Annotated in this window: 20 protein-coding genes; 5 read left to right on the top strand and 15 right to left on the bottom strand. The window is 72.8% G+C overall.

Features of this window, described 5'->3' with window-relative positions:
- Positions 1-14: 14 nt before the first annotated feature.
- Genes VKK44_RS13890 through VKK44_RS13875 form a run of 4 tightly spaced genes read right to left on the bottom strand, consistent with a single transcriptional unit; the run spans position 15 to position 4,322 of the window.
- The gene (locus VKK44_RS13890; protein WP_343447367.1) at positions 15-1,175 is read right to left on the bottom strand and encodes a glycerate kinase; all 1,161 of its coding nucleotides are present in this window, start codon (positions 1,173-1,175) and stop codon (positions 15-17) included.
- Complete coding sequence (locus VKK44_RS13885; RefSeq protein ID WP_343447366.1) at positions 1,175-2,014, bottom strand: sugar phosphate isomerase/epimerase family protein; 840 nt, start codon at positions 2,012-2,014, stop codon at positions 1,175-1,177. The genes VKK44_RS13890 and VKK44_RS13885 overlap by 1 nt, the downstream gene beginning before the upstream one ends.
- Positions 2,011-3,174 (bottom strand): dihydrodipicolinate synthase family protein, encoded by a 1,164-nt coding sequence (locus VKK44_RS13880; RefSeq protein WP_343447365.1) that lies wholly within the window; start codon positions 3,172-3,174, stop codon positions 2,011-2,013. Before VKK44_RS13880 ends, VKK44_RS13885 begins: the two co-directional genes overlap by 4 nt.
- On the bottom strand, positions 3,171-4,322 hold the full coding sequence (locus VKK44_RS13875; RefSeq protein WP_343447364.1) for a Gfo/Idh/MocA family protein: 1,152 nt from the start codon (positions 4,320-4,322) through the stop codon (positions 3,171-3,173). Before VKK44_RS13875 ends, VKK44_RS13880 begins: the two co-directional genes overlap by 4 nt.
- 125 nt (positions 4,323-4,447) lie before the next feature.
- On the opposite strand from VKK44_RS13875, the gene VKK44_RS13870 reads away from it, so the two are divergent.
- Positions 4,448-5,479, top strand: a complete 1,032-nt coding sequence (locus VKK44_RS13870) for a LacI family DNA-binding transcriptional regulator (protein ID WP_343447363.1) — start codon at positions 4,448-4,450, stop codon at positions 5,477-5,479.
- Positions 5,480-5,674: 195 nt separating this feature from the next.
- Here the strand turns inward: VKK44_RS13870 and VKK44_RS13865 are convergent, their stop codons facing one another.
- Together VKK44_RS13865 and VKK44_RS13860 are read right to left on the bottom strand one after the other, a co-directional pair.
- Positions 5,675-6,619 carry a sugar phosphate isomerase/epimerase family protein gene (locus VKK44_RS13865; protein WP_343447362.1) on the bottom strand — a complete coding sequence of 315 codons (945 nt, stop codon included), beginning with the start codon at positions 6,617-6,619 and terminating at the stop codon, positions 5,675-5,677.
- A gap of 22 nt (positions 6,620-6,641) precedes the next feature.
- Entirely contained in the window at positions 6,642-8,756 is a 2,115-nt protein-coding gene (locus VKK44_RS13860; RefSeq protein WP_343447361.1) for a PQQ-dependent sugar dehydrogenase, read from the bottom strand.
- A gap of 174 nt (positions 8,757-8,930) precedes the next feature.
- Here VKK44_RS13860 and VKK44_RS13855 point away from each other — a divergent pair, with 174 nt between their 5' ends.
- Positions 8,931-9,017, top strand: coding sequence for a hypothetical protein (locus VKK44_RS13855; RefSeq protein ID WP_343447773.1), 87 nt, complete (start codon positions 8,931-8,933; stop codon positions 9,015-9,017).
- A gap of 344 nt (positions 9,018-9,361) precedes the next feature.
- On the opposite strand, the gene VKK44_RS13850 is transcribed toward VKK44_RS13855, so the two are convergent.
- The 6 genes from VKK44_RS13850 to VKK44_RS13825 form a co-directional block, all read right to left on the bottom strand.
- Complete coding sequence (locus VKK44_RS13850; protein WP_343447360.1) at positions 9,362-10,093, bottom strand: class I SAM-dependent methyltransferase; 732 nt, start codon at positions 10,091-10,093, stop codon at positions 9,362-9,364.
- Positions 10,094-10,474: 381 nt separating this feature from the next.
- Positions 10,475-10,810 carry a nucleotide pyrophosphohydrolase gene (locus tag VKK44_RS13845; RefSeq protein WP_343447359.1) on the bottom strand — a complete coding sequence of 112 codons (336 nt, stop codon included), beginning with the start codon at positions 10,808-10,810 and terminating at the stop codon, positions 10,475-10,477.
- A 49-nt stretch (positions 10,811-10,859) separates the two neighbouring features.
- Complete coding sequence (locus VKK44_RS13840) at positions 10,860-11,468, bottom strand: DUF4352 domain-containing protein (RefSeq protein ID WP_343447772.1); 609 nt, start codon at positions 11,466-11,468, stop codon at positions 10,860-10,862.
- Between the two features lie 595 nt (positions 11,469-12,063).
- Positions 12,064-13,647, bottom strand: a complete 1,584-nt coding sequence (locus tag VKK44_RS13835; RefSeq protein ID WP_343447358.1) for a B12-binding domain-containing radical SAM protein — start codon at positions 13,645-13,647, stop codon at positions 12,064-12,066.
- A 63-nt stretch (positions 13,648-13,710) separates the two neighbouring features.
- On the bottom strand, positions 13,711-14,394 hold the full coding sequence (locus tag VKK44_RS13830; protein ID WP_343447357.1) for an HAD family hydrolase: 684 nt from the start codon (positions 14,392-14,394) through the stop codon (positions 13,711-13,713).
- A 4-nt stretch (positions 14,395-14,398) separates the two neighbouring features.
- The gene (locus VKK44_RS13825; RefSeq protein WP_343447356.1) at positions 14,399-16,522 is read right to left on the bottom strand and encodes an NACHT domain-containing protein; all 2,124 of its coding nucleotides are present in this window, start codon (positions 16,520-16,522) and stop codon (positions 14,399-14,401) included.
- 312 nt (positions 16,523-16,834) lie between these two features.
- On the opposite strand from VKK44_RS13825, the gene VKK44_RS13820 reads away from it, so the two are divergent.
- Together VKK44_RS13820 and VKK44_RS13815 are read left to right on the top strand one after the other, a co-directional pair.
- On the top strand, positions 16,835-17,524 hold the full coding sequence (locus tag VKK44_RS13820; protein ID WP_343447355.1) for a DUF6308 family protein: 690 nt from the start codon (positions 16,835-16,837) through the stop codon (positions 17,522-17,524).
- A 565-nt stretch (positions 17,525-18,089) separates the two neighbouring features.
- Entirely contained in the window at positions 18,090-18,881 is a 792-nt protein-coding gene (locus tag VKK44_RS13815) for a class I SAM-dependent methyltransferase (protein WP_343447354.1), read from the top strand.
- A 45-nt stretch (positions 18,882-18,926) separates the two neighbouring features.
- Here the strand turns inward: VKK44_RS13815 and VKK44_RS13810 are convergent, their stop codons facing one another.
- Positions 18,927-20,294: a pyridoxal phosphate-dependent decarboxylase family protein gene (locus VKK44_RS13810; RefSeq protein ID WP_343447352.1), complete on the bottom strand. Its 1,368-nt coding sequence runs from the start codon at positions 20,292-20,294 to the stop codon at positions 18,927-18,929.
- 170 nt (positions 20,295-20,464) lie between these two features.
- Entirely contained in the window at positions 20,465-22,414 is a 1,950-nt protein-coding gene (locus tag VKK44_RS13805; RefSeq protein ID WP_343447351.1) for an AfsR/SARP family transcriptional regulator, read from the bottom strand.
- A 104-nt stretch (positions 22,415-22,518) separates the two neighbouring features.
- Between VKK44_RS13805 and VKK44_RS13800 the strand changes: the two genes are divergently transcribed.
- A complete protein-coding gene (locus VKK44_RS13800) occupies positions 22,519-23,397 on the top strand; it encodes an alpha/beta fold hydrolase (RefSeq protein ID WP_343447350.1) in 879 nt (292 codons plus the stop codon).
- A gap of 82 nt (positions 23,398-23,479) precedes the next feature.
- On the opposite strand, the gene helR is transcribed toward VKK44_RS13800, so the two are convergent.
- Positions 23,480-25,627: an RNA polymerase recycling motor ATPase HelR gene (helR, locus tag VKK44_RS13795; RefSeq protein ID WP_343447349.1), complete on the bottom strand. Its 2,148-nt coding sequence runs from the start codon at positions 25,625-25,627 to the stop codon at positions 23,480-23,482.
- Between the last annotated feature and the right edge of the window lie 8 nt (positions 25,628-25,635).

The following is a 25,635-nucleotide window of genomic DNA, read 5'->3' as shown; positions in this document are numbered from 1 at the left end:
CGATCTTGGCCCACCTACCCGCCGGGCGGCCACCTGTTCGGTCCGACCGGCCGGACCCGCGCGGCCAGCCGACCGCCGGCCGCGCGCAGCCAGCGGCCCGGGTCGGCCATCGCCGCCGCCACGGAACCGGCCAGCTCGACCAGCGACACCGCCGCCGTGACCGGACCCGGCGGCGTCGTGCCGAGCTGACCGGCGACCACCCCCACCGGTACGCCGGCGGCGGCAGCGCGGTCCAGCAGCGCGCCCACCACCTTGCCGCGCAGCGACGTCTCGTCGAACCGCCCCTCGCCGGTGAGCACCAGATCCGCCCCGGCCAGCGCACCGGCCAGCCCGGCCAGCTCGGCGACCGCCGCCGCCCCGGGCACGATCTCCGCGCCCCAGAGCGCCGCCAGTCCGTACCCGGTCCCACCGGCCGCTCCGGCGCCCGGCCGGTCCGGGTCGCCGCCGGCCAGCGTGGCGACGTGGTGCAGCGCGGCGTCCAGCGCCGCGACGTCCTCCGGGTCGGCGCCCTTCTGCGGCCCGAACACGACGGCGGCGCCGGCCGGCCCGGTCAGCGGCGCGGTCACGTCGACAAGCAGCCGTACCCCGCCGGGCGGGGCGGGCCGCAGCCCGCTGCGGTCGAGGTGGGTCAGCTCGGCGAGCGCGACGCCGCCGAGCGGCAGGTCCCGGCCCCGGCCGTCGCGCAGCCGCAGCCCGAGGGCGCGCAGCGCGCCGGTGCCGGCGTCGGTGCCGGCCGACCCGCCGAGGCCGATGACCAGCGCGGTCGCCCCGGCGTCGAGCGCGGCGGCGGCGACCGCGCCGAGGCCGTAGGTGTGGGCGTGCCGCGGGTCCGGACGACGCAGCAGCGGAAGCCCGCTGGCGCGGGCCAGTTCCAGCACGGCGGTACGCCGCCCGGCCGGGCCGGGACCCGGGTCCGCTCCGGGCACCTCGGGCAGCAGCAGCCAGCCGGCGTCGACCGGCCGGCCGTCCGGGCCGGGCACGGTGGTGGTGTGCCACTCCGCGTCGGGCCGGGCGGCGGCGAACGCGTCGAGCGTGCCCTCGCCGCCGTCGGCCAGCGGCAGCAGCCGGACGTCGTCGCCGGGCCGGCGGGCCGACCAGCCGGCCGCGAGGGCGCGGGCGGCGTCGGCGGCGGCCAGCGAGCCCTTGAACGAGTCCGGCGCGACGACGACGCGCATCAGTCGGCCAGCACCAGCTCGACGTAGCGCTCGGCCATGGTGGCCAGGACCCGGTCCGGGTCGGTCGCCCACACCTCGGCGTTGAAGATCTCCACCTCGGTGTCCCCGGTGTAGCCGGCCGCCTGCACGGCGCGGCGCAGCGGCGGGAAGTCGATGTGCCCGTCGCCCATCATCCCGCGGCCGAGCAGCACGTCGGCCGGCAGCGGGGTGAGGAAGTCGCACACCTGGAAGCTGGCGATCCGCGCCCCGGCGCGGGCGATCTGCCGCCACACGTCCGGGTCCCACCAGACGTGGAACGTGTCCACCACGACGCCGACCTGGTCGACCGGGAACGCCTCGGCCAGGTCGAGCGCCTGCCCGAGCGTGGACAGCACCGCCCGGTCGGCGCAGTACATCGGGTGCAGCGGCTCCAGCGCCAGGCGCACGCCGCGCTCGCCCGCGTACGGGGCCAGCTCGGCGAGCGCGTCGGCGACCCGCTGCCGCGCGCCGGCCAGGTCGCGGGAGCCGGGCGGCAGGCCGCCGACGACCAGCACCAGACAGTCGGTGCCGAGGCCGGCCGCCTCGTCGACGGCACGCCGGTTGTCGGCCAGCGCCTCGGCCCGCGCGGCCTCCCCGTCGGCGGTGAGGAACCCGCCCCGACACAGCGAGGAGACCCGCAGCCCGGCGTCCGCGACCAGCTTCGCGGCGGCCGGTACGCCGATCTCGGCGACCGGCTCGCGCCACAGCCCGATCGCCGGGATGCCGGCGCGGACACAGCCGTCGACCGCCTCCCGGACCGACCAGCGTTCGGTGGTGCGCTGGTTGAGCGACAGCTTGGCCAGCCGCGGATCGGCGGTCATCCGGTCACCCCCGCCACGGCGAGGTACCCGCGCATCCGGTGTGCCGCCAGCTCCGGATCGAGCAGCAGCCCGGCGGCGTCAGCCAGCCGGAACGTCTCCACCAGGTGCGGGACGCCGCGCCCGCCGTGCAGCCCGCCGACCATGGTGAAGCCGGGTTGCCGGCCGTTCAGCCAGGCGAGGAACGCGATGCCGGTCTTGTAGTACCGCGTGGGCGGGGCGAACACGTGCCGGGACAGCGGCACGGTCGGGTCCAGGACCGCCCGGAAGCCGGCCTGGTCGCCGGCGTCGAGGCGTTGCAGCGCGGCCGACGCGGCCGGGGCGATGGCCGCGAACGCGCCGAGCAGCGCGTGGCTGGACCGTTCGCCGTCGCCGGCGATCAGCTCCGGGTAGTGGTAGTCGTCGCCGGTGTAGACCTTCACGGTGGGTGGCAGCAGTTCCCGCAGCCGCACCTCCCGGCCGGCGTCGAGCAGCGACACCTTCACGCCGTCGATCACGTCGGCGTGCGCGTGCACCAGCGCGACGAACGTCGTGGTGGCGTCGTCCAGGTCGGTCGAGCCCCAGTAGCCGGCGAGCGCCGGGTCGAACATGTCGCCGAGCCAGTGCAGCACCACCGGCGCGCCGGTGGCGCCCAGCACCTGCTGGTAGACGCGCAGGTAGTCGTCGGGGCCGGTGGCGAGCGCGGCGAGCTGCCGGCTGGCCATCACCACCGCGACCGCGCCGCACTCCTGCACGAACGCGACCTGCTCGGCGTACGCGGCGACCACCTCGTCGAGCGTGTCGGGCACGCCGGTGAGCTGGTCGGTGGCCGCCCCGGCGACGATGCGCCCGCCGCAGGCGGCGGCCTCGGCGGCGCTGCGCCGGATCAGCTCGCGGGTGGCCGCCCAGTCCAGCCCCATGCCGCGCTGCGCGGTGTCCATCGCCTCGGCCACGCCGAGCCCCCACGACCACAGGTCGCGCCGCACCGCGAGGGTGGCGTCCCAGTCCAGCCGCGCGGGCGCGTCGGGGGCGTTGTCGGCGTACGGGTCGGCGACCACGTGTGCCGCCGCGTACGCGATCCGGCTGGCCGGCGGCGCGGCCGGCCGCCGCCACCCCGCCGGTTCCCGCAGCGTCATCGTCTCGGTGCCGCCGCCCGGGGTGGGCAGCGTGATCCGTGCGGTCACCTGTCGATCTCCTCGATCTCGACCCGCCGCCCCTCCCGGGCGGACCGCAGCCCGGCCTCGGCGAGCTGCACGCCGCGCGCGCCGGCCAGGAAGTCCCACGGGAACGGCTCGCCGTCGACGACGTGTCGCAGGAACGCCTCCCACTGCACCTTGAACCCGTTGTCGTAGTCGGCGTTGTCCGGCACGGTCTGCCACTGCGCGCGGAACGGCTCGGTGACCGGCAGGTCCGGGTTCCACACCGGCATCGGGGTGGTGCCCCGGTGCTGGATGCGGCAGTCCCGCAGCCCGGCGACCGCGCTGCCGTGCGTGCCGTCGACCTGGAACTCGACCAGCTCGTCCCGGTACACCCGGACCGCCCAGGAGGAGTTGATCTGCGCGATGACGCCGCCGGCCAGCTCGAAGATCCCGTACGCGGCGTCGTCGGCGGTGGCCGGGTAGGTGACGCCGTTCTCGTCGACCCGCTCCGGGATGTGCGTGGCGGTGACCGCGGTGACGGCGGTGACCGGGCCGAGGATCTGCTCCAGCACGTAGTGCCAGTGCGGGAACATGTCGACGGTGATGCCGCCGCCGTCCTCGGCGCGGTAGTTCCAGCTCGGCCGCTGCGCGTCCTGCCAGTCGCCCTCGAACACCCAGTAGCCGAACTCGCCGCGCACCGACAGGATCCGGCCGAAGAACCCGCCGTCGACCAGCCGCTTGAGCTTGCGCAGGCCGGGCAGGAACAGCTTGTCCTGCACCACGCCGTTCCGGACGCCCCTGGCGGCGGCGAGCCGGGCCAGCTCCAGCGACGCGTCCAGCCCTTCGGCGAGCGGCTTCTCGGTGTAGATGTGCTTGCCGGCCTCGATCGCCGCCCGGATCGCCTTCTCCCGCTGGGCGGTCACCTGCGCGTCGAAGTAGATCTGGTGGCTGTCGTCGGCGAGCGCCGCGGCCAGATCGGTGGTGTACGAGGTGAGCCCGTGCCGGGCGGCGATCTCGGCGAGCCGGGCCTCGTTGCGGCCGACCAGGGTCAGCTCCGGCCAGATCCGGCTGCCGTCGCGGGCGGGCAGCCCACCCTGCTCCCGGATCGCGAGCAGGGACCGGACGAGGTGTTGCCGGTAGCCCATCCGCCCGGTCACGCCGTTGAGGATGATCCCGATAGACGTGCGCTCCACGTGTGTGTCCTTCCGGCGGGGTGGGTCGGTCGCGCTCCTGAATGCGCTTTCAGTAAGCGCTTTCAGAATGTTACGGTAACCACGCCCAAACAGGCCGGTCAAGACGTTCCGCAGGGGGAAGATCGATGCAGCCACGGACGCACGTGACCCTGGAGGACGTGGCCCGGGCCGCCGACGTCTCACTGGCCACGGCCTCCCGCGCGCTCAACGGCATGCGGGTCACCCCCCACCTGCGCGATCGCGTCCTGGCCGCCGCCGCGCAACTCGCGTACACCCCGAACGCGCACGCCCGCGCGCTGGCCGGCGCCTCGCACCGCACCGTCGGCGTCATCTGCCACGACGTCACCGACCCCTACTTCGCCGCCATCGCCGGCGGGGTCATGCGGATCGCCGGCGCCAACGACCTGCTGGTCATGCTCGCCAGCACGCTCGGCGACCCGGAGCGCGAGATCGCGTACGTCTCGATGCTGCGCGCCGAGCGCGCCCCGGCCATCCTGCTCATCGGCTCCGGCTTCGAGGACACCCACTGGGAGCGGGCCATGGAGGCCGAGCTGAAGCCCTACCTCGACGGCGGCGGCCGGGTCGCCGTGGTCAGCCGGCACCGCAGCCTCAAGGTCGACAGCGTGCTGCCGGAGAACCGGGCCGGCGCCGCCGCCATGGCCCGCGCCCTGCTGGAGCTGGGCCACCGCCGCTTCGCGGTGCTCTCCGGCCCCCGGGCGCTCACCACCGTCATCGACCGGCTCGGCGGCTTCGGCGACGAACTGGCCGCCGCCGGCGTCACACTCGACCCGGCCGACGTGGTCGAGGGGCCGTTCACCCGCGACGGCGGCTACCAGGCGATGACCGAGCTGCTCACCCGCGGCCTGGCCGCCACCTGCGTGTTCGCGCTGACCGACGTGATGGCCATCGGCGCGTACGCGGCGCTGCGCGACCACGGGCTCTCGGTGCCCGGTGACGTCTCCGTCGCCGGGTTCGACGACATCCCGATCGTCCGTGACCTCACCCCGCCGCTGACCACCGTGGCGTTGCCGCTGCGCGAGATCGGCGAGAAGGTGATGGAGCTGGCGATCACCGAGAACACCACCCGCCGCCGGCGGATGCTGCGCATGACCGGCGAGGTGGTCCTGCGCGCCAGCACCGCCAAGGTGGGCGCGTGACCACCAACACGTGGGCCTGTCCGCGGGTACCCGCTGGGCTTCACACTGATGTTCACCGCCGCTCCGCGCCGCGCTCGCCGACGATGCGCCAGATCGCCGCCCCGGACCACGCGCACCACCGGTCGCCGTTCGACGGCGGCACCTACGGCTCGGCCACCCGGGGGTGCGCTGCGGCGAGCCGTAGGTGCCGTCGCGTCAGTAGGTCAGGCGACGCAGGTAGCGGTAGCCGACCTCGGCGGTCCGCTGCGGCGTCACGTCCGGGGTGTCGTTCTCCACGATGTACTCCAGCACCTGGTGCCGGCGGAAGATCCGGGCGAAGTCGATCATCCCGGTGCCCAGATCGGCCATGTCGCCGGTGACCGGGTCGCGGTCCTTGACGTGGTACTGCAGCACCCGCTGCGGCGCGCACCGGATGACGTCGAGCGCGAAGCCCTCCGGGTCGTCGACGCCCTCACCCGAGTTGATGCCACCGGTCACCGCCCAGTACAGGTCGATCTCCAGGTGCACCAGGCGCGGGTCCAACTCCTCGGTCAGTACGTCCCACGGGCGTCGGCCGTTGCCGAAGTCGATGGTGAACTCGTGCGCGTGGTTGTGGTAGCCGTACCGCAGGCCGGCCTTGCGCGCGGCGGCGGCCTCCACGTTCATCTGCTCCGCCCAACGCTTCCAGTCGTCCTCGCGGTCGGAGTTCAGGTACGGCACCACCATGAACCGCTGGCCCAGCGTACGGGCGTTAGCGATCTTCTGCTCCAACGCGGCGGCGTCGGCGGCGATCCCGTCGTGGCTGGAGGTGGCCCGGATGCCGATGCCGTCGAGGAACCGGCGCAGCTCCTTCGCGGTGCGGCCGAAGTAGCCGAGCGCCAGCTCCACCCGCGGGTAGCCGATGCGGGCCAGCTGGGCCAGCGTCGCGTCGTAGCCGGGTGCGCCGTTCAGCGCGTCGCGGACCGTCCAGAGCTGAAGGCTGATCAGCTCCTTCGGCACGTGCCGCCGGCCGTGCTGGTGCCCACCCCCGGCCTGGGCCGCGGTCGCGCCGAGCCCGATGGCCAGGCCGACGCCGGCCAGCGCCGCCAGCGAGCCGCGCAGCAGGTTGCGCCGGTCGAGGGACTGCCGCAGCGCGCCCTCCCCGTCGAATCCGTAACACATGACGTTCTCCTTTTCGCCGGTCTTACGCGGAGGGGACCAGGACGACCTGGTCGGTGCCGGTCAGCGCCGGCAGCCCGTCGCTTCCGGTGTCGGTGTAGCTGGCGACGAACACGCCGGTGAGATTGTCGGTCCCGGGGTCGTGGCCCTCCGGGACGGTGGTGGTGATCGAGCCGGTGCAGCCGCTGGCCGTGGTCTGCGGGTGCCCGTGGCTGTCGTGGCCGAGGATGTAGGTGACGGTGACCCGGGCGCAGTCCACCGGCTGGTCGTCGGTCACGCGGACCTCGAACGCGACCGTGTCGCCGAACGAGAACGACTGACCCTCGACCGGGTTGACCAGCTCCACCACCGGGGCGGCGTTGCCGACCGCGATCCGTACCTCGGTGGAGGCGGACCGGCCGGCGCGGTCGGTGACCTTCAGCGTGGCGCGGTAGAGGCCGTTCTCCCGGTAGGTGAACGTCGGGTTCGGCGCCCGGGAGTCGACCCGGTTGTCGTCGTCGAGGTACCACTCGTAGCGCAGCCGGTCACCGTCCGCGTCGATGGTGCCGGCGCTGGAGAAAGCGACCGTCAGCGGGGTGGCGCCGGCGGTGGGCGTCGCCGAGGCCCGCGGCACCGGCGTGTGGTTGCCGGTCCAGCCGATGTGGTCGATGCGGGCGAGCTGCGCGTCCGGGTTCTCGCTGAAGTAGCCGTCGCCGTACTCCAGCACGTAGAGCGCGCCGTCCGGGCCGAACTCCAGGTCCATCGGGTTGTCGAAGACCACCGAGGGCAGCACCGGCTCGATCCCGGTCACCGCGCCGCGCCGGTCCTGCCGGAACGCCTTGACGTAGTCGCGGGTCCACTCGTAGAACAGCGGCAGCCCGGCGTAGTAGGACGGCCAGCCGACCGCGGTGCGCCCCCGGGTGGTGCGCCTGTCGAAGTCGTACGCCGGGCCGGCCATCGGGCCGATGCCGCCGTCGCCCAGCTCCGGGAACCGCGGCGAGTCGCCGTACGTGTAGGCCACCTGCGGCTGCTGCACCGGTGGCAGCGCGCGCAGCCCGGTGTTGTGCGGTGAGTCGTTGACCGGGGCGGCGCAGTCGAACGGGGCCCCGGACGCGCCGGTGGCGAAGTCGTGGTCCACGTAGGGCAGGTCGGCGGTGGCGCAGTACGGCCAGCCGAAGTTGCCGGCCCGGCGGGTGGACAGCCACTTGCCGTGCCCGGCCGGCCCGCGCGTCGGGTCCGCCTCCCGCGCGTCCGGCGAGTAGTCCGCGACGTACAGCTCACCGGTGCCCCGGTTCACCTCGATGCGGAACGGGTTGCGCACGCCCATCAGGTAGATCTCCGGGCGGGTGCGGGGCGTCCCCTCACGGAACAGGTTGCCCGCCGGGATCGAGTACGACCCGTCGGCCGCGACCCTGATCCGCAGGATCTTGCCGCGCAGGTCGTTGGTGTTGGCGGCGGTGCGCTGCGCGTCGTACGCCGGGTTGCGGCCCGGCCGCTCGTCGATGGGCGCGTAGCCGCCGGACTCGAACGGGTTGGTGTCGTCGCCGGTGGACAGGTAGAGGTTGCCCTCGGCGTCGAAGACGATGTCGCCGCCGACGTGGCAGCAGATGCCCCGGTCGACCGGCACGTCCAGGATCTGCTGCTCGGTGCGCAGGTCCAGCCGGTCCTTGACCAGGCGGAACCGGGACAGGCGCAGCACGCCCCGGAACGGCGCGAAGTCCTCGGCGGTGCCCCAGCCGGGCGCGTCGCCCTCGTTGACGCCCGGGGTGGCGGGATCGTCGACGGGCGTGTTCATCGGCGGCGAGTAGTAGAGGTACACCCAGTTGTTGCCGCCCCGCCCGAAGTTCGGGTCGACGGCGACGTTCTGCAGGCCCTCCTCGTCGTGCCGGTAGACGTCCAACGTGGCGGCGATCGTGTTGCGGCCGGTGGCGGGGTTGTGCAACCAGACCTCGCCGGCGCGGGTCACGTGCAGCACCCGGCGGTCGGGCAGCACGGCCAGGTCCATCGGCTCGCCGGGACTGTCGTTGAGGGTGACCTTCTGGAAGGCGCTGTCCGGCGGCGGGGCGGCGGTGCCCGGTGCGGCGGTGGCGGCGACGGTGGGGGTGGCGACGAGGGCGGTGGCGGTAACGGTGGCCACCGCGAGTGCGAGTCGTCCAGTCAACTGCCTCTCCTTCTCGGGACGGTCGGGCAGGTCATGGGATGCGGCCGACGCTACAAAAGCAATGTCTATATGTCCATAGCTTTCTGTGTTTCCGGCTCAACTTTTGCCCGCGTTGAACAAAAGTGGTAGCGGGGTTGGCACGCTCCGTACCGGTGGAGCTTCCCCGGCGGCAGCATCGAGCCTGGTGAGACACCCGAGCGGGCCGCCCGGCGCGAGCCCGCGAAACCGCCTGCGCCTGCTGTGAAGGGGCCCGGACCGTAGAAGAAGGATTCTCCGCACGCCGTCACCGGGTACGTGTTCCGTGGCACGACGGACGCCCGGCAGGAGGCCATGGTGCTCGGCGAGGGGGCTGGCCATGGTGTTCGTGCCGAGTGACCAGGCGCTCGACCGGGAGTTCGGCACCCGGCACCCGGCACCCGGCACCCGGCACCCGGCACCCGGCACCCGGCACCGCGAAGGTCCTGCTACCGCACCTCGCCGACACCGAGGTCGGCTAGCGTGTCGGCTCCTTCTCCGCAAGGCGTTCCGCGCCGACCCGGGTCCGGAGGTCGGACCGGCCGGACGGCCACCGTCGAGCTGGAGTGGCACCGCTCAGGCGGCGGTGGTCAGCGCACGACCAGCAGGTCCAACGCGTCGATCACCGGCCCGGTGCCGGCCCGGGCGGCCTCGCACAGTCGCGCCACGCCCGCCGCGTACTCGTCGTCGGTGATCAACTGAAGCGGCGTGTGCGCCTCCCGGCGCAGCGTGACCGCCGCCTCCCGCAGTGACGTCGCGGTGACCTGCGGGACCGGCTCGACGGACGCGGCGGGAAAGCCGGCACCGGCGAAGGCCGACCCGACCTCGGTGACGCCGGGGTACGTGTCGAGCACGCGCACGGCCTCCGGGAAGTAGCGGAACAGCGTGATCGCCCGGTGCCGGCCGGCGAACGCCGAGCGGATGAGCACCGGGCCGCCGGGCCGCACGACCCGGCGCAGCTCACGCGCCGCGGCGACGAGGTCGGGCACGTGGTGGATCACGGTGGAGAGCCACGCGCCGTCGACGCTGCCGTCGCCGAGCGGGATGCCCGCCGCGTCGCCGCCCAGGAGCGGCCGGAACGCGGCGCGGGCGCGCATCGCCGGCGACGGCTCGACCGCGACGACATGCAGGCCCGGGAACCACGTGGTGAACGCGTCGGCCCAGCTCCCGGTGCCGGCGCCCAGGTCGAGCAGGCGCATGCCGGGCCGCGGGGCGAGGTGCCGGGCGACCGCCTCCCGCCACGCGGTGAGTCCGTCGTCGGCGAGGTGCCGGGTCGCCGCGAACGCCGCCGCGTCGGTGTCGTCGTACGCGATGCGGGCCATGCCGTCGAGCCAACTATCCGGTGGGGTCCGGGGCAAGCATGGTGACGAACCTCGCGCGGTGACGCGGCTACCCGATGGAGTCGACGCCGCCTCGTAGATCGTCTTCGGGCCGCGTTCCACCCCGAACCAGAGAGGCAAGCAAGTAGCGCGTCTCCGCCTCCATCGAGTAGGCCGGTGTCGATCAGATCCTGGCCGAGTGTGGGTAGGCTGCGCTCCCAGGACCGACTTTCGGCGGTGCTCACGCTGCGCCCGATGCGCTCCGCGATCCGATCGGCCAGGATGCCGCCGGCCCAGTGTTGGAGCCGGCCACGGCCGGAAGCCCGTCGTTACGCGCCTGTACGCGTGAACTGTAGCGAAGAGGTGATCTTCTCGCACGCTCCGCTACCGCTTGGTCGCGGATCCCCTGACATCTTCGGCGGGATAGCGGACGGCGACCTCGGTCAACTTGGCGGTGGCGGCCTCCAGCAGATCTATGCCGAGGACGTCCGCCAACCGGGTCAGATAGATCATGACGTCGCCGATCTCCGCCTGGACCCGGGCGCCCGCGTCGACGTCCTCCATGACTGCGATTGCCTGCTCAGGTGTCAGCCACTGAAACTCGGCGACCAACTCACCGACCTCGCCGGCAAGCGCCATGGCGAGGTTCTTCGGTGTGTGGAACTGCTGCCAGTCACGTTCCTCGGCGAAAGCCCGTAGGCGAGCCGTCAGGTCGTTCACCTCAGTAGTCTGGCAGGGCCAAGACGAACGACCTCATCGGCGGCTGCTGTCAGAGCGTTACCACGGCGTCCTTGGCGAGAGTGAGGAGGCCGGCGTCGAACGTGATCGTCTTCAGCTTGGTCCCCTTCGGCACGTCGAAGAAGACGTTGGCGCTCACGGAGTTTCCGGGGTTGATCTCGTCCAGGAAGCCTCTGCCATCTCTGTTTCCGTAGATGCCGGCCTCACCGTCGGCGTCGTACTCGCGGCCACTGGCGTCCTGTGCGGTAACCGTCCCGTCGGCGTGGAAGAGGTGCGCGGACTTCGTCACGTTCTTCACCGTGATGGTGACGCGGCAGAAACTACCCTGCGCCTTCTGGTTGAGGAACGAGTCACCGACCTGGCTGATCCCGCACTTCAGACCCTTTACCGTGAACTCGAAGTCGCCGCCACGCACCTTGTCACCAATCTGGTAAACCTTGGGCCCGGTCGCAGGGGGCTCTGAAGGCGCTGCCTTAACGGGAGAGGGCGCCTTGGTTGCCGGCGCGACCGTGGAGGACGATTGCGTCGGACCGGGTGAGCTCGCCGCCACCTCCGCCGCCCGGCTGGGCGTTCCGTCGGCCGATGGTGAATCTCCCATGACGGCGCCGACGACGCCGAGTCCACAGCAGAGAGCGACCATGGCTCCCACGCCGACAAGGGTCGGGATCAGCCAGACCGGCCGCCGTCGAGCCGTCGGTGCGGCAGGGAACGGGACCATCGGAGGCGTTCCGGCAAGTGGCGGTGGTCCCACCGGTGGCGGGCCGTACGGCTGGTTCTGGCTCGGCTGGCCAGGAAAGGTCATGATGGTATCCCCACAATTTGCCTGCGACGCCGTGCCGCGAGTCCCGTCGACGGTACTGGCGCACGGGGCCTCGTCCACGGCCCTGTCAGCTTGGAGACAGGGCTCAGTGCGGGAACTGCCTTCACGGCTAGCCCGCCTTCCTGCGGAAGCTCCGGCGTGGCCGCCGATCGGCCGCCCGGGTTGTCCGTTCGACCCGTTGCCGTGCTGATCACCCGATACAGGTCGCAAGGGGGACGTTGCCTGCCGACCCGCGTACCGCGGCCAACGGCACGTGGCCACGTCGTAGGTGCCTCGCCGATATCGCCAGGTTGTTCATCGACCACGGCGGGCGATCCAGCCGTTCAGGTCTTTCCGCCGTGGCGGCTGGGAGAGGGGTGGCATGGGTAGAGGATGGAGATGGTTCTGGGCGAGGAGGAGTCCCGGCGGATCATCGTCAAGATCGGCGCGGAGGCGCACCATCAAAGCTGAGTGCACCGGTGCCCGCTGGCGTGCCCGCCACCGTCAGGGCGCCCGTTGCGCCGCGCGCCCGTTCCACCCGTTCCAGGTCGGCTGCGAAGTCACGTCGCCACGCGGGCGCGTTCCAGGCATAGCTGAACGCCCACGGGGCTACTCCGTGCAGTTCGACTCCGGCCGGCGGGTGGGCGACCATCGGCGCGCCGCGAACCATCTCCAGCATGTTCAGCGAGCAGTCCACCCGGCCGGGCGACGCCGCCGCCTGTAGGCGCAGGAACCACGCCAATTGTGCCTGCGCCTCCTCCTCCCGCTCACCGGGGAAGCCGAAGATCAGGTTGGTGACCACGGTGATGCCCGCCTCCGCCAGGGCCAGGATCAACTCCTGGAGCATCGTGGGGTCGGCGCGTTTGTCGAAGAGGCGTTGACCGGTCGAGCTGATCGTCTCCACCCCGATCTCCAGCGTGGCGAGCCCCGAGCCGGCCAACAGCGGTGCGATCGGAACCAGTGCTCGGCTGGCCTTCGTGGTGGCGCTCCATCGCACGTCGGTGGCCGGGGTTTGCCGCAGCGCGTGCGCGAGGGCGCGCAGCATCGGCGCGGTGAACAGCGAGTCCTTCACGGAGAAGCGACGGATCCCGTACGTCTGCGCGAGCACGCCCATCGTCCGGCTCGCGGCCGCCACGTCGAGGGCGGTCAGTTGCGGTTCGACCACCGGGTAGGTGCAGAACGTGCACCGACCGTAGGAACATCCGCGGGTGAACTGCACCGGCAGGGTGACCTGCCGCCGGTCGTAGTGCGTGAGTTGCCGCTCGCCGAATGTGGGAAGGTATTCGAATGGGGCGCGGGCCGGCGGCTTCGCCGGTGTCAGTGGCCGTCGGATGGGGCGTGCGCTGAGGCGCGCCACCATCGCGACGAACTCGTCCTCGCAGTGACCGGTGAGCACCAGGTCGACACCGTCCCGCAGGCCGGCGTCACGCTGGAGGGACTCTCGCAGCAATGTGACGTGACTGCCCCCGAGCACGGTCGTCGTGCCGGGCCAGATCTCCTTGACCACGCGTAGCACGAGCAGACCGACGAAGACCTGCGAGGGACCCATCAGGGACACTCCGACCACGGTCGGAGGCCGGTCGCAGGTAGCGAGAAGGTGCTCTTCGAGCCAGGCCCGCCAGGGCTCGGGGTCGGCGGCGGCTGCGGTCACGGCAGCGGTGACGGCGCTCAGTGGGTAGTGCATTCCAGCGACCGGATCGGCGGTGTCGGGCAGGTGCAGCGGGGGAGTGCCGCGCAGGCCGGTGTGGGCGAACAGCCACTGCGCGGCGGCGGCCACGCCCGAACGATCCTTGCCGTGGTCGCCGAGGGTGTGGCCGAGGCCGCCCGCCCGTTTGCCGAACTGCCTGAGCAAGAGGATGTTGAGGTCCAGCACCTCGACGTGAAACCCGCTGCGTGCCGCCACTGTCGCGAGGATCGCCGGCCCCAGCGGCGGGTTGGTGTCCGACGGGGACGGCGGCGGTACGACGATCAACGCATCGCAGCGCGACAGCGGCGCGTGGCGGGATTCGGATGATGCCATCGCGTCCTCACACCAAGCTAGGCATTGATTGCTCTCAGTGTATGGCCCGTGCTGTGACAGGGTCTATACGCGCTGGAGAACCTTGCGGAGATCCCGAATCTTGAAGTCCGCAGCGCAATTGCGTAATGCAAAGCCGGGGTGGGCGAAGAGGTAGGTGGTTCCACCGGCGACATCCGCCATTCGCATGTCACTGGCTGAATCTCCGACGATCACGACCTCATCGAAGCCCGGCTGTCCGGCGAGATAGCCGGCAAGGACGTCCATCTTGGTGGTTTTAACGTCCAGGACGTGCTGGTCGACCGCGAACGCGCGCCCAGGTATGAAGTAGTCGGTCAGATCCAACAGTTTGAGAAACATGTCGAGGGTGCCGGGACGGGTGTTGGAGATGACGATCTGCTGGTGACGGGCGGCGATGGCGTCCAGCACGGTCGTCACATGCGGCGTCGGTGTCATCCAGCGATATTGCAGCTCGGGCCGCTCCTCCGACAGGATGAAGCAGGCATCCTGAAGCTCCAGGTGGAGCTGGTGCGTCTCGTTGGGGAGGAGGAAGGCAAAATACTCGTACCACTTCTTACCGTAGAGCAGTCGGCCGTCCTCGTAGGTGAATCGGGGCTCGAATCCGAAGGTCGAGAGCACCTCGTTGGAGATGTCGACCACGGCTCGATCGTTGCCCTGCTCGAGCACGCCGTGCAGGTCCCAGACGAAGAGTTTCATAAGCTGGCCTTTCCCATGGTCGCGTAGTGCCATCCACTCACCCGGCAAACGACGTCGGATTCGCGTCCGGTATGGGCCGGCGGGAGATCGTCTGCAGCATGTCGGACAGCTTCTCTTCCATCGCCTGCGTCAGCCCCTGCCCGGACAGCGCGTCCACGGCCGCACCAAGCGTGGACAGGGAGCGGCCACCGATGGTCTCATGACGCACAAGATAGATGTCCATGAAGGTGTAGAGGTCGACGTAGCGGCGTTGTGCGGGAATTGCCTGGAAGGTCGGGCTCTCGAACATCGCCAACACCCGAGTCGTGGTGCGTTCATGCGGCAGGTATGGCGGCCGGTCCAGGAACGGTGGACGGCCCGTCCTGACATCCCCGTAGTAGTAGAGGACGTAGCCGCGGCTGCACGCCCGGAACTCCGGGTCGTACTGCAGCAGGGAGAAGAAGCGCGACAGCGCGAAGTCCGACCGATGGTGGCACAGCGCCCACAGAATCGCACTCAGCAGGAACTCGTCCCGCTCCCGGTGCAGCAGGGTGCTCAACTGCTCGGGCGCCGCCGGGCTGGTCCGCGAGATCAGGTAGACCAGCAGGTTGCACACGATGAGCCGGTCGGCCGGGTCGAGGCCCGGTTCGTCCCGCAACTTCCGGTACAGCTCGGAGAGCCGCTCGCCGAGCCCGCGATCGGCCAGTTCCTGCAACTGGCCGATCAGATGGTGCCGGACCTCCCTGGTCAGGTCATGCCGTAGCGCCACGACCGCCTGCTCGGTGGAGAGGTCGGACAACAGCCGGTTCCTGATGTGCCGGGCCAGCAGATTCTCGTAGAACGAGTAGTGGAGGAACTCGCCGACCTCGGTGCCGTGCAGGGTGCGTCGATCGATTACCTGGTCGAGCGCCCGGATCTCCGCACCGCGTCCACTGTCCGGAGTGAGCGCGGCGAACAGTTCGGCCATCGGGATAGCGTCCGCGGGCAGATCCTGGGCGTGCACGAGCCAGGCCGCGGCCTGCCAGACCGACAGGGATTGACCACCCCACCCGGGATGACTGCCGCGTACCGCGAAGTCCGTGGTACGGCCGAGTCGGTTCAGGTACTCGCCGTAAAGGTTGCTCGCACTGCTGACCCGCGTCGCGGCGTCGGGACCGATGAAGGTGAGCATCCGGGCGTAAAGCGGCCGTTTCACGAGCCGGGTCAAACGCTCCGACGTGACCACCGTCCGATAGAGACCCGGATCGGTGATCAGCCCGTGTCGTTGCAGCCGACTCAGATAGTCGGCGAACTCGATCTCCACCGACCAACCACGGAGCACGAACACCTCGTCGAAGCTGATGCCGGTGGTCTCGAAGGCGATCCACTCCTCATATTCCCTCGTGCGGGAGGTGACGAGCGCTGGACCATGGCCGAGCAGGTCCAGCAGCGCAGCGGTGAGCGGTCCACCGTCGGCCAGTTCGCTTGCCTCGTCCAAGCCGTCCACCAACACCACCGCGTCCGCCGCCTCCATCGGGTCGAGCCCCGCCGTCCGCAGGTCGCCGACGACCTCCAAGGCGTCCAGCGCACGTAACGGGATCGGCCGCAATCCAGCCCGCCGCAGCGCCAGCGCGACACCGTAGAGCGAGAGGCTCTTGCCGGAACCCGGTTCACCCAGCAGAAGCACGGACTCACCGCCGCACAAGCGCGCCACCAGCGCCGCCACCACCGGCTCGCCCGTCTCCGGGGCCCGCTCGTGATAGCGGGCCAGCCGCCCCGGCACGAACAGGTCCATCCGATGCAACTCGGCCAGGCTGAGATCGAGGGGGTACGCGGTGCGCCGCCGACCCAGCCGACTGACCAGTCCCGTGGAGAGCCGGGTCAGCCGTTCCTGTTGCGCCTTCCGACCCTCCTCGACCGGTGCAGTCTCTTCGCCCACCGGTGGCGTCGGCGGCTCCGCGTCGTCGCCCGAAGGTTCTTCCGGACCGGCCGGTGTCGTCGCTCCGCCCTCCGGCAGCACCACCAGGGCGACGGTCAGCCCGACCAACAGCATTGCCAGGACGCCGAGCGACTGCCACGCATGGGTGCGAATCACCTCCAGCGAACCGGGCCACCGCTGCTGGGCCGACGCCTCATTGGTGATCAGCCCCGTCAGCACGGTGGCGACGGACAGGACACCGGTGACCGCGATCGCCACCACCATTCGCGGTGTCCTCATCATGTACATCCCCGTCGCGACGGTTGGCTGCGGGTGACCGGACGCTGACTCCAGGCTATCGCTGCCGGCGGGCGTACGCCGGGTCAGAGGCATCCACAAGGGAGTACAGCCGGGTCGCATTCGCGACTCCTCCCCACTGATGCGGACCATCCGGCTCGCCGACTGCTGGCACGGCCGGCCGGACAGTCGCGTTCCTGACGGAGGCGTTGATCCACTCCGGACGTCTGGTTGGCTGGCCCGACCACATCCCCCGGGACGACGTGAAAGGCGACGCGGCCCGGACCTCGAAGGAGAGCCATGCGCCAACCCCTCACCCTCGCCGAAATCCTGACCGTTCTGGCCGCCCCGAAATCGGTCGGTGACCTCCGGAGCTACTTCCACGGTGTCGCCGACGCGGCCTACACGGGCGGACAGTTCGACGTGCTGGGCGGCGGCGGATCCCGCCCGGAGGTCGCGGACACCGTCACCGCCGAGGATCTGATCGGGGTGGAACTGCTCAGCGTGACCATCCGTTCCGGACGGCGGCTCGACCTGCTCGAGGGCGAGCTCGGCCGGGAGGTGTCCGCGGCACTCGCCAATATCCCGACCGACGTGGCGCTGGGTGAGGACGACGCGTTCGCGTACATCGTCGACGGCGGTGCTGCCGACATCGCGTGGCGCCTGCTCCGCGACACGCCCGGCATTGGCTGGGTCACCGCCGGCAAGCTGCTCGCCCGTAAACGCCCGAAGCTCGTGCCGGTGTACGACCACGTGGTGTCCTGCGCCTACGGCACGCGGAGCGGCTTCTGGGCCTGGCTGCACGGCACGCTCCGCGAGGACGGCGGAGCCCTGACTCGGCGGCTCGACGCCTTGCACCGGGAGGCCGAGTTGCCGGCCGCCGTCAGCCGGTTGCGGGTGCTCGACGTCGTGTTCTGGATGCGGCATCGGCACGCTCACCTTCCGAGCGGCTGTCCCGGCATGCGACTGCCCGCTTCCGTGGAGGGATGAGAGAGCCGTGGCGCGTTGCGTCAACTGCGGCGAGCTCGTCCACGGCCGGGCGAATTCGCGCGGTCGCGGCGTTGACATCGCCTGGCACGCCCACTGCCAGCCGTGCGCGGCTCTGGTGGCGGAACGGATGGAACGGCTCGCTCTGCTGCCGAACGACAGCGGCGTGGACCTCTAGCCCGCAGTAGGCGCCGGAGCCTGGTGACAGGTCGTTCGCGGCGCTGCGGGACACCCCCTATCTGCTCTACCTGGTCCGGCACCGCGGACTGCTCAAATTCGGGGTCGGTCGCCCGGGTCGGGTACGAAAGCATCTGCGCGCCGGTGCGGAACTGGTGGAGGTGGTCGAGGGGCGCCACTCCGTGTTGCCCGACGGTCGTGACGTCACCGACCGCTTCGTGGATACGGCGCGACACCCGGGGTACGGCAGCGCGCCCCGGCAACCGGAGGAGAAGCTGACCACTCCACCGATCCTCCGCGACGGGCTCCCCGCTCGGGAAACCGAGAACCTTCCGCATGCCGTGAGCAGAATGGCTGGCTTCATCACCGGGGCTGCGGGCAGGCTGCGGGCATGGCGAAGGGATTCGGCGGTGAGGTGGCCAGCTGCTACGCACGGCACCGGCGCGGTTATCCGCCTGAGGTGCTCGACGCACTCACCGCGGCGTTGACCCTCGAGGCCGACGACACGGTGATCGACCTCGGTTGCGGCACCGGCCAGTTGACCCTTCCGTTGGCAGCCCGGGTGGCCGCGGTCGTCGGCGTGGACCCGGAGCCGGACATGCTGGCCATCGCCCGTGCGACCGCCGCCAACGACGGGCCGACCAACGTGACATGGCTGCTCGGGGCGGACGACGACCTGGCCACGGTGGGCCGGCTGCTCGGACCGGGAACGGTCGGCGCGCTGACCATCGCTGTCGCGATCCATTTCATGGACCGGAAGGCCGTGTTCACCGCCGCCCGGTCGATGCTGCGAACCGGCGGCGGCGTCGCGGTGGTCACCAACGGCACGCCCCTGTGGTTGCAGGACACCGAGTGGTCCAGAGCGCTGCGGGGATGTCTGGGACGGCTGTTCGGGCATCCCGTGACCGACAGTTGCCAGACCGACGAGGCCGGTCGCCGACTCAACCGGGAGGCGCTGCTCGCTGCCGGTTACCGGTACGCGGAGACATGTGTGGCGTACGACGCCGCGCTCACCGTCGAGGACATGGTCGGTGGAGTCTTCTCGGCGATGTCGGCCGACCGGTTGCCCACCGTGGAGCGCCGTGCCGCGTTCACCGCCGAGGTCCGCGACGCCCTCGGCGGAAGGAGCGAGGTCACCGAGCGGGTCCACGTGTGGTTGCAGTACGGCGTTCACGGCTCCTGAGCAGTGGCTTCCCGCGTGTGCCCCGGTGCCGGGCGGTCCGTCGACTCAGCGGGCGAGCCGGGTGATCGCGGCCACCGACCGGTCCACGTCCGCCGCCGTGGTGGTCGCGTTCGACACCGAGATCCGCATCAATCGTCGGCCCCGCCATGTCGTCCCGCCCACCCAGCAGGTGCCGTCGGCCTGCACCGCGGCCACCACCCGGTCGGTGCGCGCGTCGTCGCCGAAGCCGACCAGCACCTGGTTGAGGACCACGTCGTTGACCACCTCGAACCCGGCCGCGATCAGCCCGTCGGCGAACCGGCGGGCCAGCGCGCAGCACCTGTCCACGAGCGCGGTGACGCCGTCGCGGCCCAGCTCCCGCAGGCCGGCCCAGACCGCGAAGCCACGGGCCCGGCGGGAGGACTCCGCGGTCAGGTCCGCGCCCGCGGGCACCCCGCCGGAGCCCACGAGGTACGCGGCCGAATACGACAGGGCCGCCGCGTGCGCGTCGGGTCGGGCGCAGAACGCGAACGCGGTGTCGTACGGCAGGTTGAGCCACTTGTGGCCGTCGCAGGCCCACGAGTCGGCCGCCTCGATGCCGTCCACCAGGTGCCGGGTGGTGGGGCTGGCGGCGGCCCACAGCCCGAACGCGCCGTCCACGTGCACCCAGCCGCCGTGCCGGTGGACCAGGTCGCAGGCCCGGCGCAGTTCGTCGCAGGCGCCGGTGTTGACGTTGCCGGCCTGGAGGCAGACGACGGTGGGGCCGGGGCCGGCGTCGCGCAGCGCCACGGCCAGCGCGTCCGGGTCGATCGCGCCCTGCGGGCCGGCCGGCACCTCGCGCAGCGCGTCCGTGCCGAGGCCGAGCAGGCGCAGCGACCGGTCGATGGTGGCGTGCCGTTCGGTGCCGGCGAGCACCCGCACCGGCGGCGCACCGGGCAGGCCACGCCGTGCCACGTCCCAGCCGGCGTCGGCGAGCACCTGGTGCCGGGCCGCGGCGAGCCCGGCGGTGTTGGCGGCCTGGCCACCGGTGACGAAGCCGAGCGACGCCGACGCCGGCAGGCCCAGCAGCTCCTTGAGCCAGCCGCCGGCGGCCGTCTCGGCGGCCACCGCGGCCGGCGACGTGACCGCGTTGAACGCGATCTGGTCCCAGCCGGCGGCGAGCATGTCGGCGGCGGTGGCCGCCGGGGACGCGCCGCCGACCACGAAGCCGAAGTAGCGCGGCCCGGCGGTGGCGACCAGTCCCGGGTCGGCGGCGGCCACCAGTTCGGTCAGCACCTGCTCCGGGGGCGTGGGCGCGGCCGGCAGCGGGGTGGCGAACGCGCGGGTCAGCGCGGCCTGGTCGACCGGCACACCGACCGGCCGCTCCGGCAGCGACCGCCGGTAGTCGGTGGCGTGGTCGGCGGCCCGCCGGAGCAGGCGCCTCAGCTCGTCCATCGCCGCACCCTAGCCCGGCCCCGTCCCGGCCGCCGGCCGTCCGGGCCCCGGGCCGGGGCCCGGCGGCCTGCCGGGTCGACGGTCCGCCGCGGCCAAGTGTCCGGGTCCGCCCGCGGCTAAGTGTCCGGGTCCATCCCCGGCCAAGTGCCCGGGTCCGCCCTCGGCTGTGCTCATCCGGACCGGAGCGCGGCGTCGAGCCGGTCGAGGTGCGCGGCGACCGGCCCGGCGGTGAGCATGCCGCTGCCCGCGCCGGCCACCTCGTGCGCCGCCGGGGCGAGCGCGGCCCGGGCCTGCCGCATCGCGGCCCGGTCGTCGAGCGCCGTCGCGGCCCGGCCGGTGAGGCACCACAGCGCCTCGCACAGCAGGTCGGGCGGGGGCGCGGGGGTCCGGCGCAACGCGTCGGCGGCGTCGGCGGGGCGGTCGGTGGCGAGCAGGACCAGGGGGCGGGCCCAGGGCGCGTACGGCCCCCAGTCGGTGTCGTCGGGGAAGTCGGCGGGCCGGTCGTGCCACACCCGCAGGCACAGCAGCGCCAGCGGGAGCAGACCGCGCTCCACGCCCGGCATGCCGCAGTCGGTCAGCCGGGGCGCGGCCGACCGGTAGGCGGCCTCGGCCCGCGGGTACGACGCGCCGGTCGCCGCGGTCCGCATGGCCCGGTACCAGGTGGTGAACACGCCGGTGAGCGGGGACTCGTGCCGGTCGGCGAGCCGGTCCGCGGCGTCCGCGTGCGTGTCGGCGCCGGCGAAGTCGGCGAGCGCGCCCCGGGCCTGCATCCGGATCAGGTGTCCGAGGATCTCGACCGGGGCCAGGCCGTGCCGGGCGGCCAGCGCGACCAGTTCCGCGCCGACGGCGTCCCGTTCGGCGGCCAGGCCGGTGCGGTGGAACGTCTGCAGGAACACGCCGTTGAGCGCCTGGGCCAGCAGCGCCGGGTCGGCCAGTCGCCGGGCGATCGCCTCGGCCCGCCGGGCCGCCTCGGGGCCCCGCGTCGACGGCAGGCCGCGCGACTCGACCGCGACGGTGGCGAGCAGCCGCGCCCGGGTCGTCTCCGGCGCGTCCGGGCCGAGGCCGGCGAGCGCCCGCTCCGCCGCGGTCACCACCCGGGCCGCCTGTTCCGGGTCGTCCGACCGGGTCCAGAGCGCCGGCACGTCGTACCCACCGATCACCCGCGCGGTGAGGTCCGGGTCGCCGAGCTGCTCGGCCGCGTCGATGGCCGCCAGCCGCTGGTCACGGGCGGCGGCCAAGCCGCCCGCCCCGGTCACCGCGAGGCTGCGCAGCAGGCCGACGGTGGACTCCAGCCGGGCCCGCGCGCCCGGCACCACGCTGCGCTGGTACGCCGCGGCGGCCTCCGCCCAGACGTGTGCGGGACCGGCCGGCTCGGGGTCGGCTTGGCGTCTCAGGTCGGTTTCCAGCCGGCGCAGTCGCGGGCCGGGGTCCAGGCCGAGCTGGTCGCGCAGCAGCTCGCGGGCCCGGCGTAGCACCGCCAGCGCGTCGGCCTGCCGCCCGGCCCGGTAGAGCGCCAGCGCCAGCAGTCGCCAGCCGTCCTCCCGCCACGGGTGGTCCGCCACGTGGGCGTCCAGGTCGGGTACGGCGTCGGCGGCCCGGTCGAGCGTGAGCAGCGCCTCGGCCCGGCGTTCGACAGCGGTCAGCCGCACCTGGTCGAGCCGGGCGCGTTCGGCGTGCGCCCACGGCCGGTCGACGTCGGCGTACCCGGGTCCGCGCCACAGGCCCAGCGTCGCGTCGAGCCGGTCGAGTGTCGGCCGGGGCAGCGCGTCGGCGGCGTCGGCGACCGCGGTCTCGAAGCGCCAGGCGTCGACCGCGTCCGGGGCGGCGCGCAGCGCGTACCCGGGTCCGTCGGTGACCAGCAGCCGGGCCGGCCCGCGCGGCGGACGGTGCGGTTCCAGGCCGCGGCGCAGCGCCGCCACGAACGTGCGGACCGCGCCGACCGCGCCGGCCGGCGGGTCGTCCCAGAGGTCCTCGACGAGGTGCCCGACCGGCACCACCCGACCCCGGGCCACGATCAGCCGGGCCAGCACCGCGCGGTGCCGGGGACCCCGCAGGTCGACAGGCGTGCCGGTGTCGTCCCAGGCCGTCACCGGACCGAGCACACCGAAGCTGACCCGCACCGACCGTCCCCTCCTCGACCGGGCCACCGTACCGCGCTCATCGGTTGCTCATCCGACGCGGCGACGCTGGTCGGGCACCAGTTGAACCGAGAGAGGGACGACCGATGACTTCCACCATCGCCGGATTCGACACGCGACGGGTCACCGTCGCCGAGGGCGTGGCGCTGCATGTGGCGGTGGGCGGCGCAGGCCGCCCGATCGTGCTGCTGCACGGCTTCCCGCAGACCCACCTGATGTGGCGGCACGTCGCCGCCGACCTGGCCGCCGACCACACCGTCATCTGCCCGGACCTGCGCGGGTACGGGGCCAGCGACAAGCCGGCCGCGCGCGACGAGGACACGTACGCGAAGCGGACCATGGCCGCCGACGTGGTGGCCCTGGCCCGGGCGCTCGGCCACGAGCGGTTCGCGCTCGCCGGCCACGACCGGGGCGCCCTGGTCGCGGTCCGGGCCGGCCTCGACCACCCGGACGCGGTCACCCACCTGGCGTCGCTGGACGTCCTGCCCACCCTCGACATGTGGGAGGTGCTGCACGGCGCGTCCGCGTCGGTCGCGTTCCACCTCTACCTGATGGCCCAGCCGCCCGGCCTGCCGGAGCGGATGATCTCGGCCAGCGCGGACGACTTCTTCGGGTACTTCCTCGACGCCTGGGCCGGCGATCCGGCGGCGATCCCGGCCGACGTGCGCGCCGAGTACCTGCGGGCCTCCCGGGAGGCGGTCGACTCGATCGTCGCGGACTACCGCGCCTCGGCCGGGATCGACGTCGTGCACGACCGGGCGGACCGGGCCGCCGGGCGGCGGCTGACCATGCCGGTGACGGTGGTCCAGCAGGACTGGGGCGCGGCGCTCGGCTACGACGCGGCGGCGCTGTGGCGGGCCTGGGCCCCGGACCTGGAGCATCGCACCACCTCCGCCGGGCACTTCCTGGCCGAGTCGGCGCCGGCCGAGGTCAGCGCCGCGCTGCGCGCACTGCTGGCCCGGTGACGGCGGACGGTCGCCGGCGGCGGGACGGCACGTCGCCGCCCCGGCCGCCGGCCGCCGGTTGCACTGCCACGCGCCGCGGCGGTCAGCCGAGCACCACGAGCTGCCGGGTGGCCCGGGTCATCGCGACGTAGCGGTCCACCGCGCCCTCGACGCCGTCGCCGAACGCCGCCGCGTCGACGAGCACGACCAGGTCGAACTCCAGCCCCTTGGCCAGCTCCGGGGTCAGCGACCGGACCCGGGCCGTGGCCGGGAACGTGGGGTCGCCGATGACGCAGGCGGTCCCCTCGGGGTGGGCGCCGAGCCACCCGTGCACCACCGCGCCCAGCTCCGACCGGTCGCCGTACCGCACCGGCAGGTCACCGGTGCGGATGGACGTCGGCACGTTGGCGTCGGGGAGGACGGCCCGGATGACCGGTTCGGCCGCGGCTATCACCTGCGCCGGGGTGCGGTAGTTGACGGTCAGCGGGGCCACGTCGATCCGGTCGAGACCGACCCGCTCCAGCCGCTCCCGCCAGGACCCGGCGAACCCGTGCCGGGCCTGGGCCCGGTCGCCGACCACGGTGAAGCTGCGCGACGGGCAGCGCGACAGCAGCATCTGCCACTGCGCGTCGGTCAGCTCCTGCGCCTCGTCCACCACCACGTGCGCGAACGGGCCGGCCAGCAGGTCCGGGTCGGCGACGGCCAGCCCGCTGGTGTCGATCAGGCTGGTCCGCATGTCCGCGCCGCTGAGCATGGTCATCAGGCCCTCGCCGTCGTCGTAGGCGTGCGTGGCGATCAGGGCGTCGACGACCGTGTCCATCCGCTCCCGCTGCGCGGCCAGGGCCGCGGCGTTGCGGCGCCGCCGCCGGGACGCCTCCGGGTCGCCGACCCGCTGCCGCGCCGCGTCCAGCAGCGGCAGGTCGGCGACCGTCCAGGCGCGGGCGTCGTCCCGGCGCAGCGTACGGATCTCGTCTACGCTCAGCCACGGGGCGCACCGGCGCAGGTAGGCCGGCACCGACCAGAGGTCCGCCACCACGTCGGTCGGGTCGAGCAGCGGCCACGCCCGGCCGAACGCGACGGCCAGGTCCCGGTTGCCGGCCAGTGACCGCCGGACCGCGTGTTCCGGCTCGTCGCCGTGGTACCGCTCCAGCAGGATGGTGAGCAGTTCCTCCCACACGTCGTCCCGGGCCTCGTTGTGCGGGACGCCCGGCCCGGCCGCCGCGAACGCGTCCGCCCAGTCGCTGGCGGTCAGTCGCAGCTCGGCGTCCGCGACGCCGACCGTCATCCCGGACGTGGGTGGTTCCTCGTAGAAGCGCACCGCCGCGTCGACCGCCCGGACCAGGTCCGCGGACGACTTCAGCCGGGCCGCCGCCGGGTCCGTCTCGGCTGTCGCCGCCGCGCCCTCGGGCACCAGGTCGCGCAGTGTGCAGATCTGCACGTCCTCCTCGCCGAGGCTGGGCAGCACGTCGGCGACGTAGCTCAGGTAGGGCTGGTGCGGGCCGACGAACAGCACGCCGCCCCGGCGCTCGCCCAACCGTGGGTCGGCGTGCAGCAGGTACGCGGTGCGGTGCAGCGCGACCACCGTCTTGCCGGTGCCCGGCCCGCCGTCGACCACCAGCGTGCCGCGCGACCCGGCCCGGATGATGGCGTCCTGGTCGGCCTGGATGGTGCCGAGCACGTCCCGCATCCGGGCCGACCGGGTGTCGCCCAGGCTGGCGATGAACGCGGACTGGTCGTCGAGCGCGGCGTGCCCGGCCAGCCGGTCCGCGGTGAACACCTCGTCCCAGTAGTCGGTGATCCGACCCCGCGTCCAGCGGTACCGGCGGCGGCTGGCCAGGCCCATCGGGTTGGCGTGGGTCGCGCCGAAGAACGGCTCGGCGGCCGGGGAGCGCCAGTCCAGCAGCAGCCGGCCGCCCGCGCCGTCGGTGAGGCCGAGCCGGCCCACGTACACCGGGTCGGCGCCGTCCGCGCCGACCATCCGGCCCAGGCACAGGTCGAGGCCGTACCGGCGCAGGGTACGCAGCCGCGCGGTCAGTCGGCGGATCTCCTGGTCCCGGTCGACGGCCTGGCGGCCCTTGCCGCCGGCGGCCCGGCGCTCGGCGTCCAGCCGGTCGGACAGTTCGGCGATCGACCGTCGCAGGCTCTCCCCGATGGTCGTGAAGTGCCGTTCGTCGTCGGCGATCAGTTCGGGATCGGCCTTCGCCCGGAGGTGCTCGGGAAGGTCGAAGACGCTGGTGGCGGATTGATTCACGAAATCAG

It is taken from the genome of Micromonospora sp. DSM 45708, from assembly GCF_039566955.1.
In the GTDB taxonomy this organism is placed as follows: domain Bacteria; phylum Actinomycetota; class Actinomycetes; order Mycobacteriales; family Micromonosporaceae; genus Micromonospora.
Note: the sequence above shows the minus strand (reverse complement) of the source record. Positions and strands in the feature narration are given on the sequence as shown.

Bases quoted from the DNA above. Each gene is read 5' to 3' on its own strand.
- VKK44_RS13890 (WP_343447367.1), bottom strand. From the start codon at position 1,175: ATGCGCGTCGTCGTCGCGCCGGACTCGTTCAAGGGCTCGCTGGCCGCC.
- VKK44_RS13885 (WP_343447366.1), bottom strand. From the start codon at position 2,014: ATGACCGCCGATCCGCGGCTGGCCAAGCTGTCGCTCAACCAGCGCACC.
- VKK44_RS13870 (WP_343447363.1), top strand. From the start codon at position 4,448: ATGCAGCCACGGACGCACGTGACCCTGGAGGACGTGGCCCGGGCCGCC.
- VKK44_RS13865 (WP_343447362.1), bottom strand. From the start codon at position 6,619: ATGTGTTACGGATTCGACGGGGAGGGCGCGCTGCGGCAGTCCCTCGAC.
- VKK44_RS13850 (WP_343447360.1), bottom strand. From the start codon at position 10,093: ATGGCCCGCATCGCGTACGACGACACCGACGCGGCGGCGTTCGCGGCG.
- VKK44_RS13840 (WP_343447772.1), bottom strand. From the start codon at position 11,468: ATGGTCGCTCTCTGCTGTGGACTCGGCGTCGTCGGCGCCGTCATGGGA.
- VKK44_RS13835 (WP_343447358.1), bottom strand. From the start codon at position 13,647: ATGGCATCATCCGAATCCCGCCACGCGCCGCTGTCGCGCTGCGATGCG.
- VKK44_RS13830 (WP_343447357.1), bottom strand. From the start codon at position 14,394: ATGGCACTACGCGACCATGGGAAAGGCCAGCTTATGAAACTCTTCGTC.
- VKK44_RS13825 (WP_343447356.1), bottom strand. From the start codon at position 16,522: ATGGTGGTGGCGATCGCGGTCACCGGTGTCCTGTCCGTCGCCACCGTG.
- VKK44_RS13820 (WP_343447355.1), top strand. From the start codon at position 16,835: ATGCGCCAACCCCTCACCCTCGCCGAAATCCTGACCGTTCTGGCCGCC.
- VKK44_RS13815 (WP_343447354.1), top strand. From the start codon at position 18,090: ATGGCGAAGGGATTCGGCGGTGAGGTGGCCAGCTGCTACGCACGGCAC.
- VKK44_RS13810 (WP_343447352.1), bottom strand. From the start codon at position 20,294: ATGGACGAGCTGAGGCGCCTGCTCCGGCGGGCCGCCGACCACGCCACC.
- VKK44_RS13800 (WP_343447350.1), top strand. From the start codon at position 22,519: ATGACTTCCACCATCGCCGGATTCGACACGCGACGGGTCACCGTCGCC.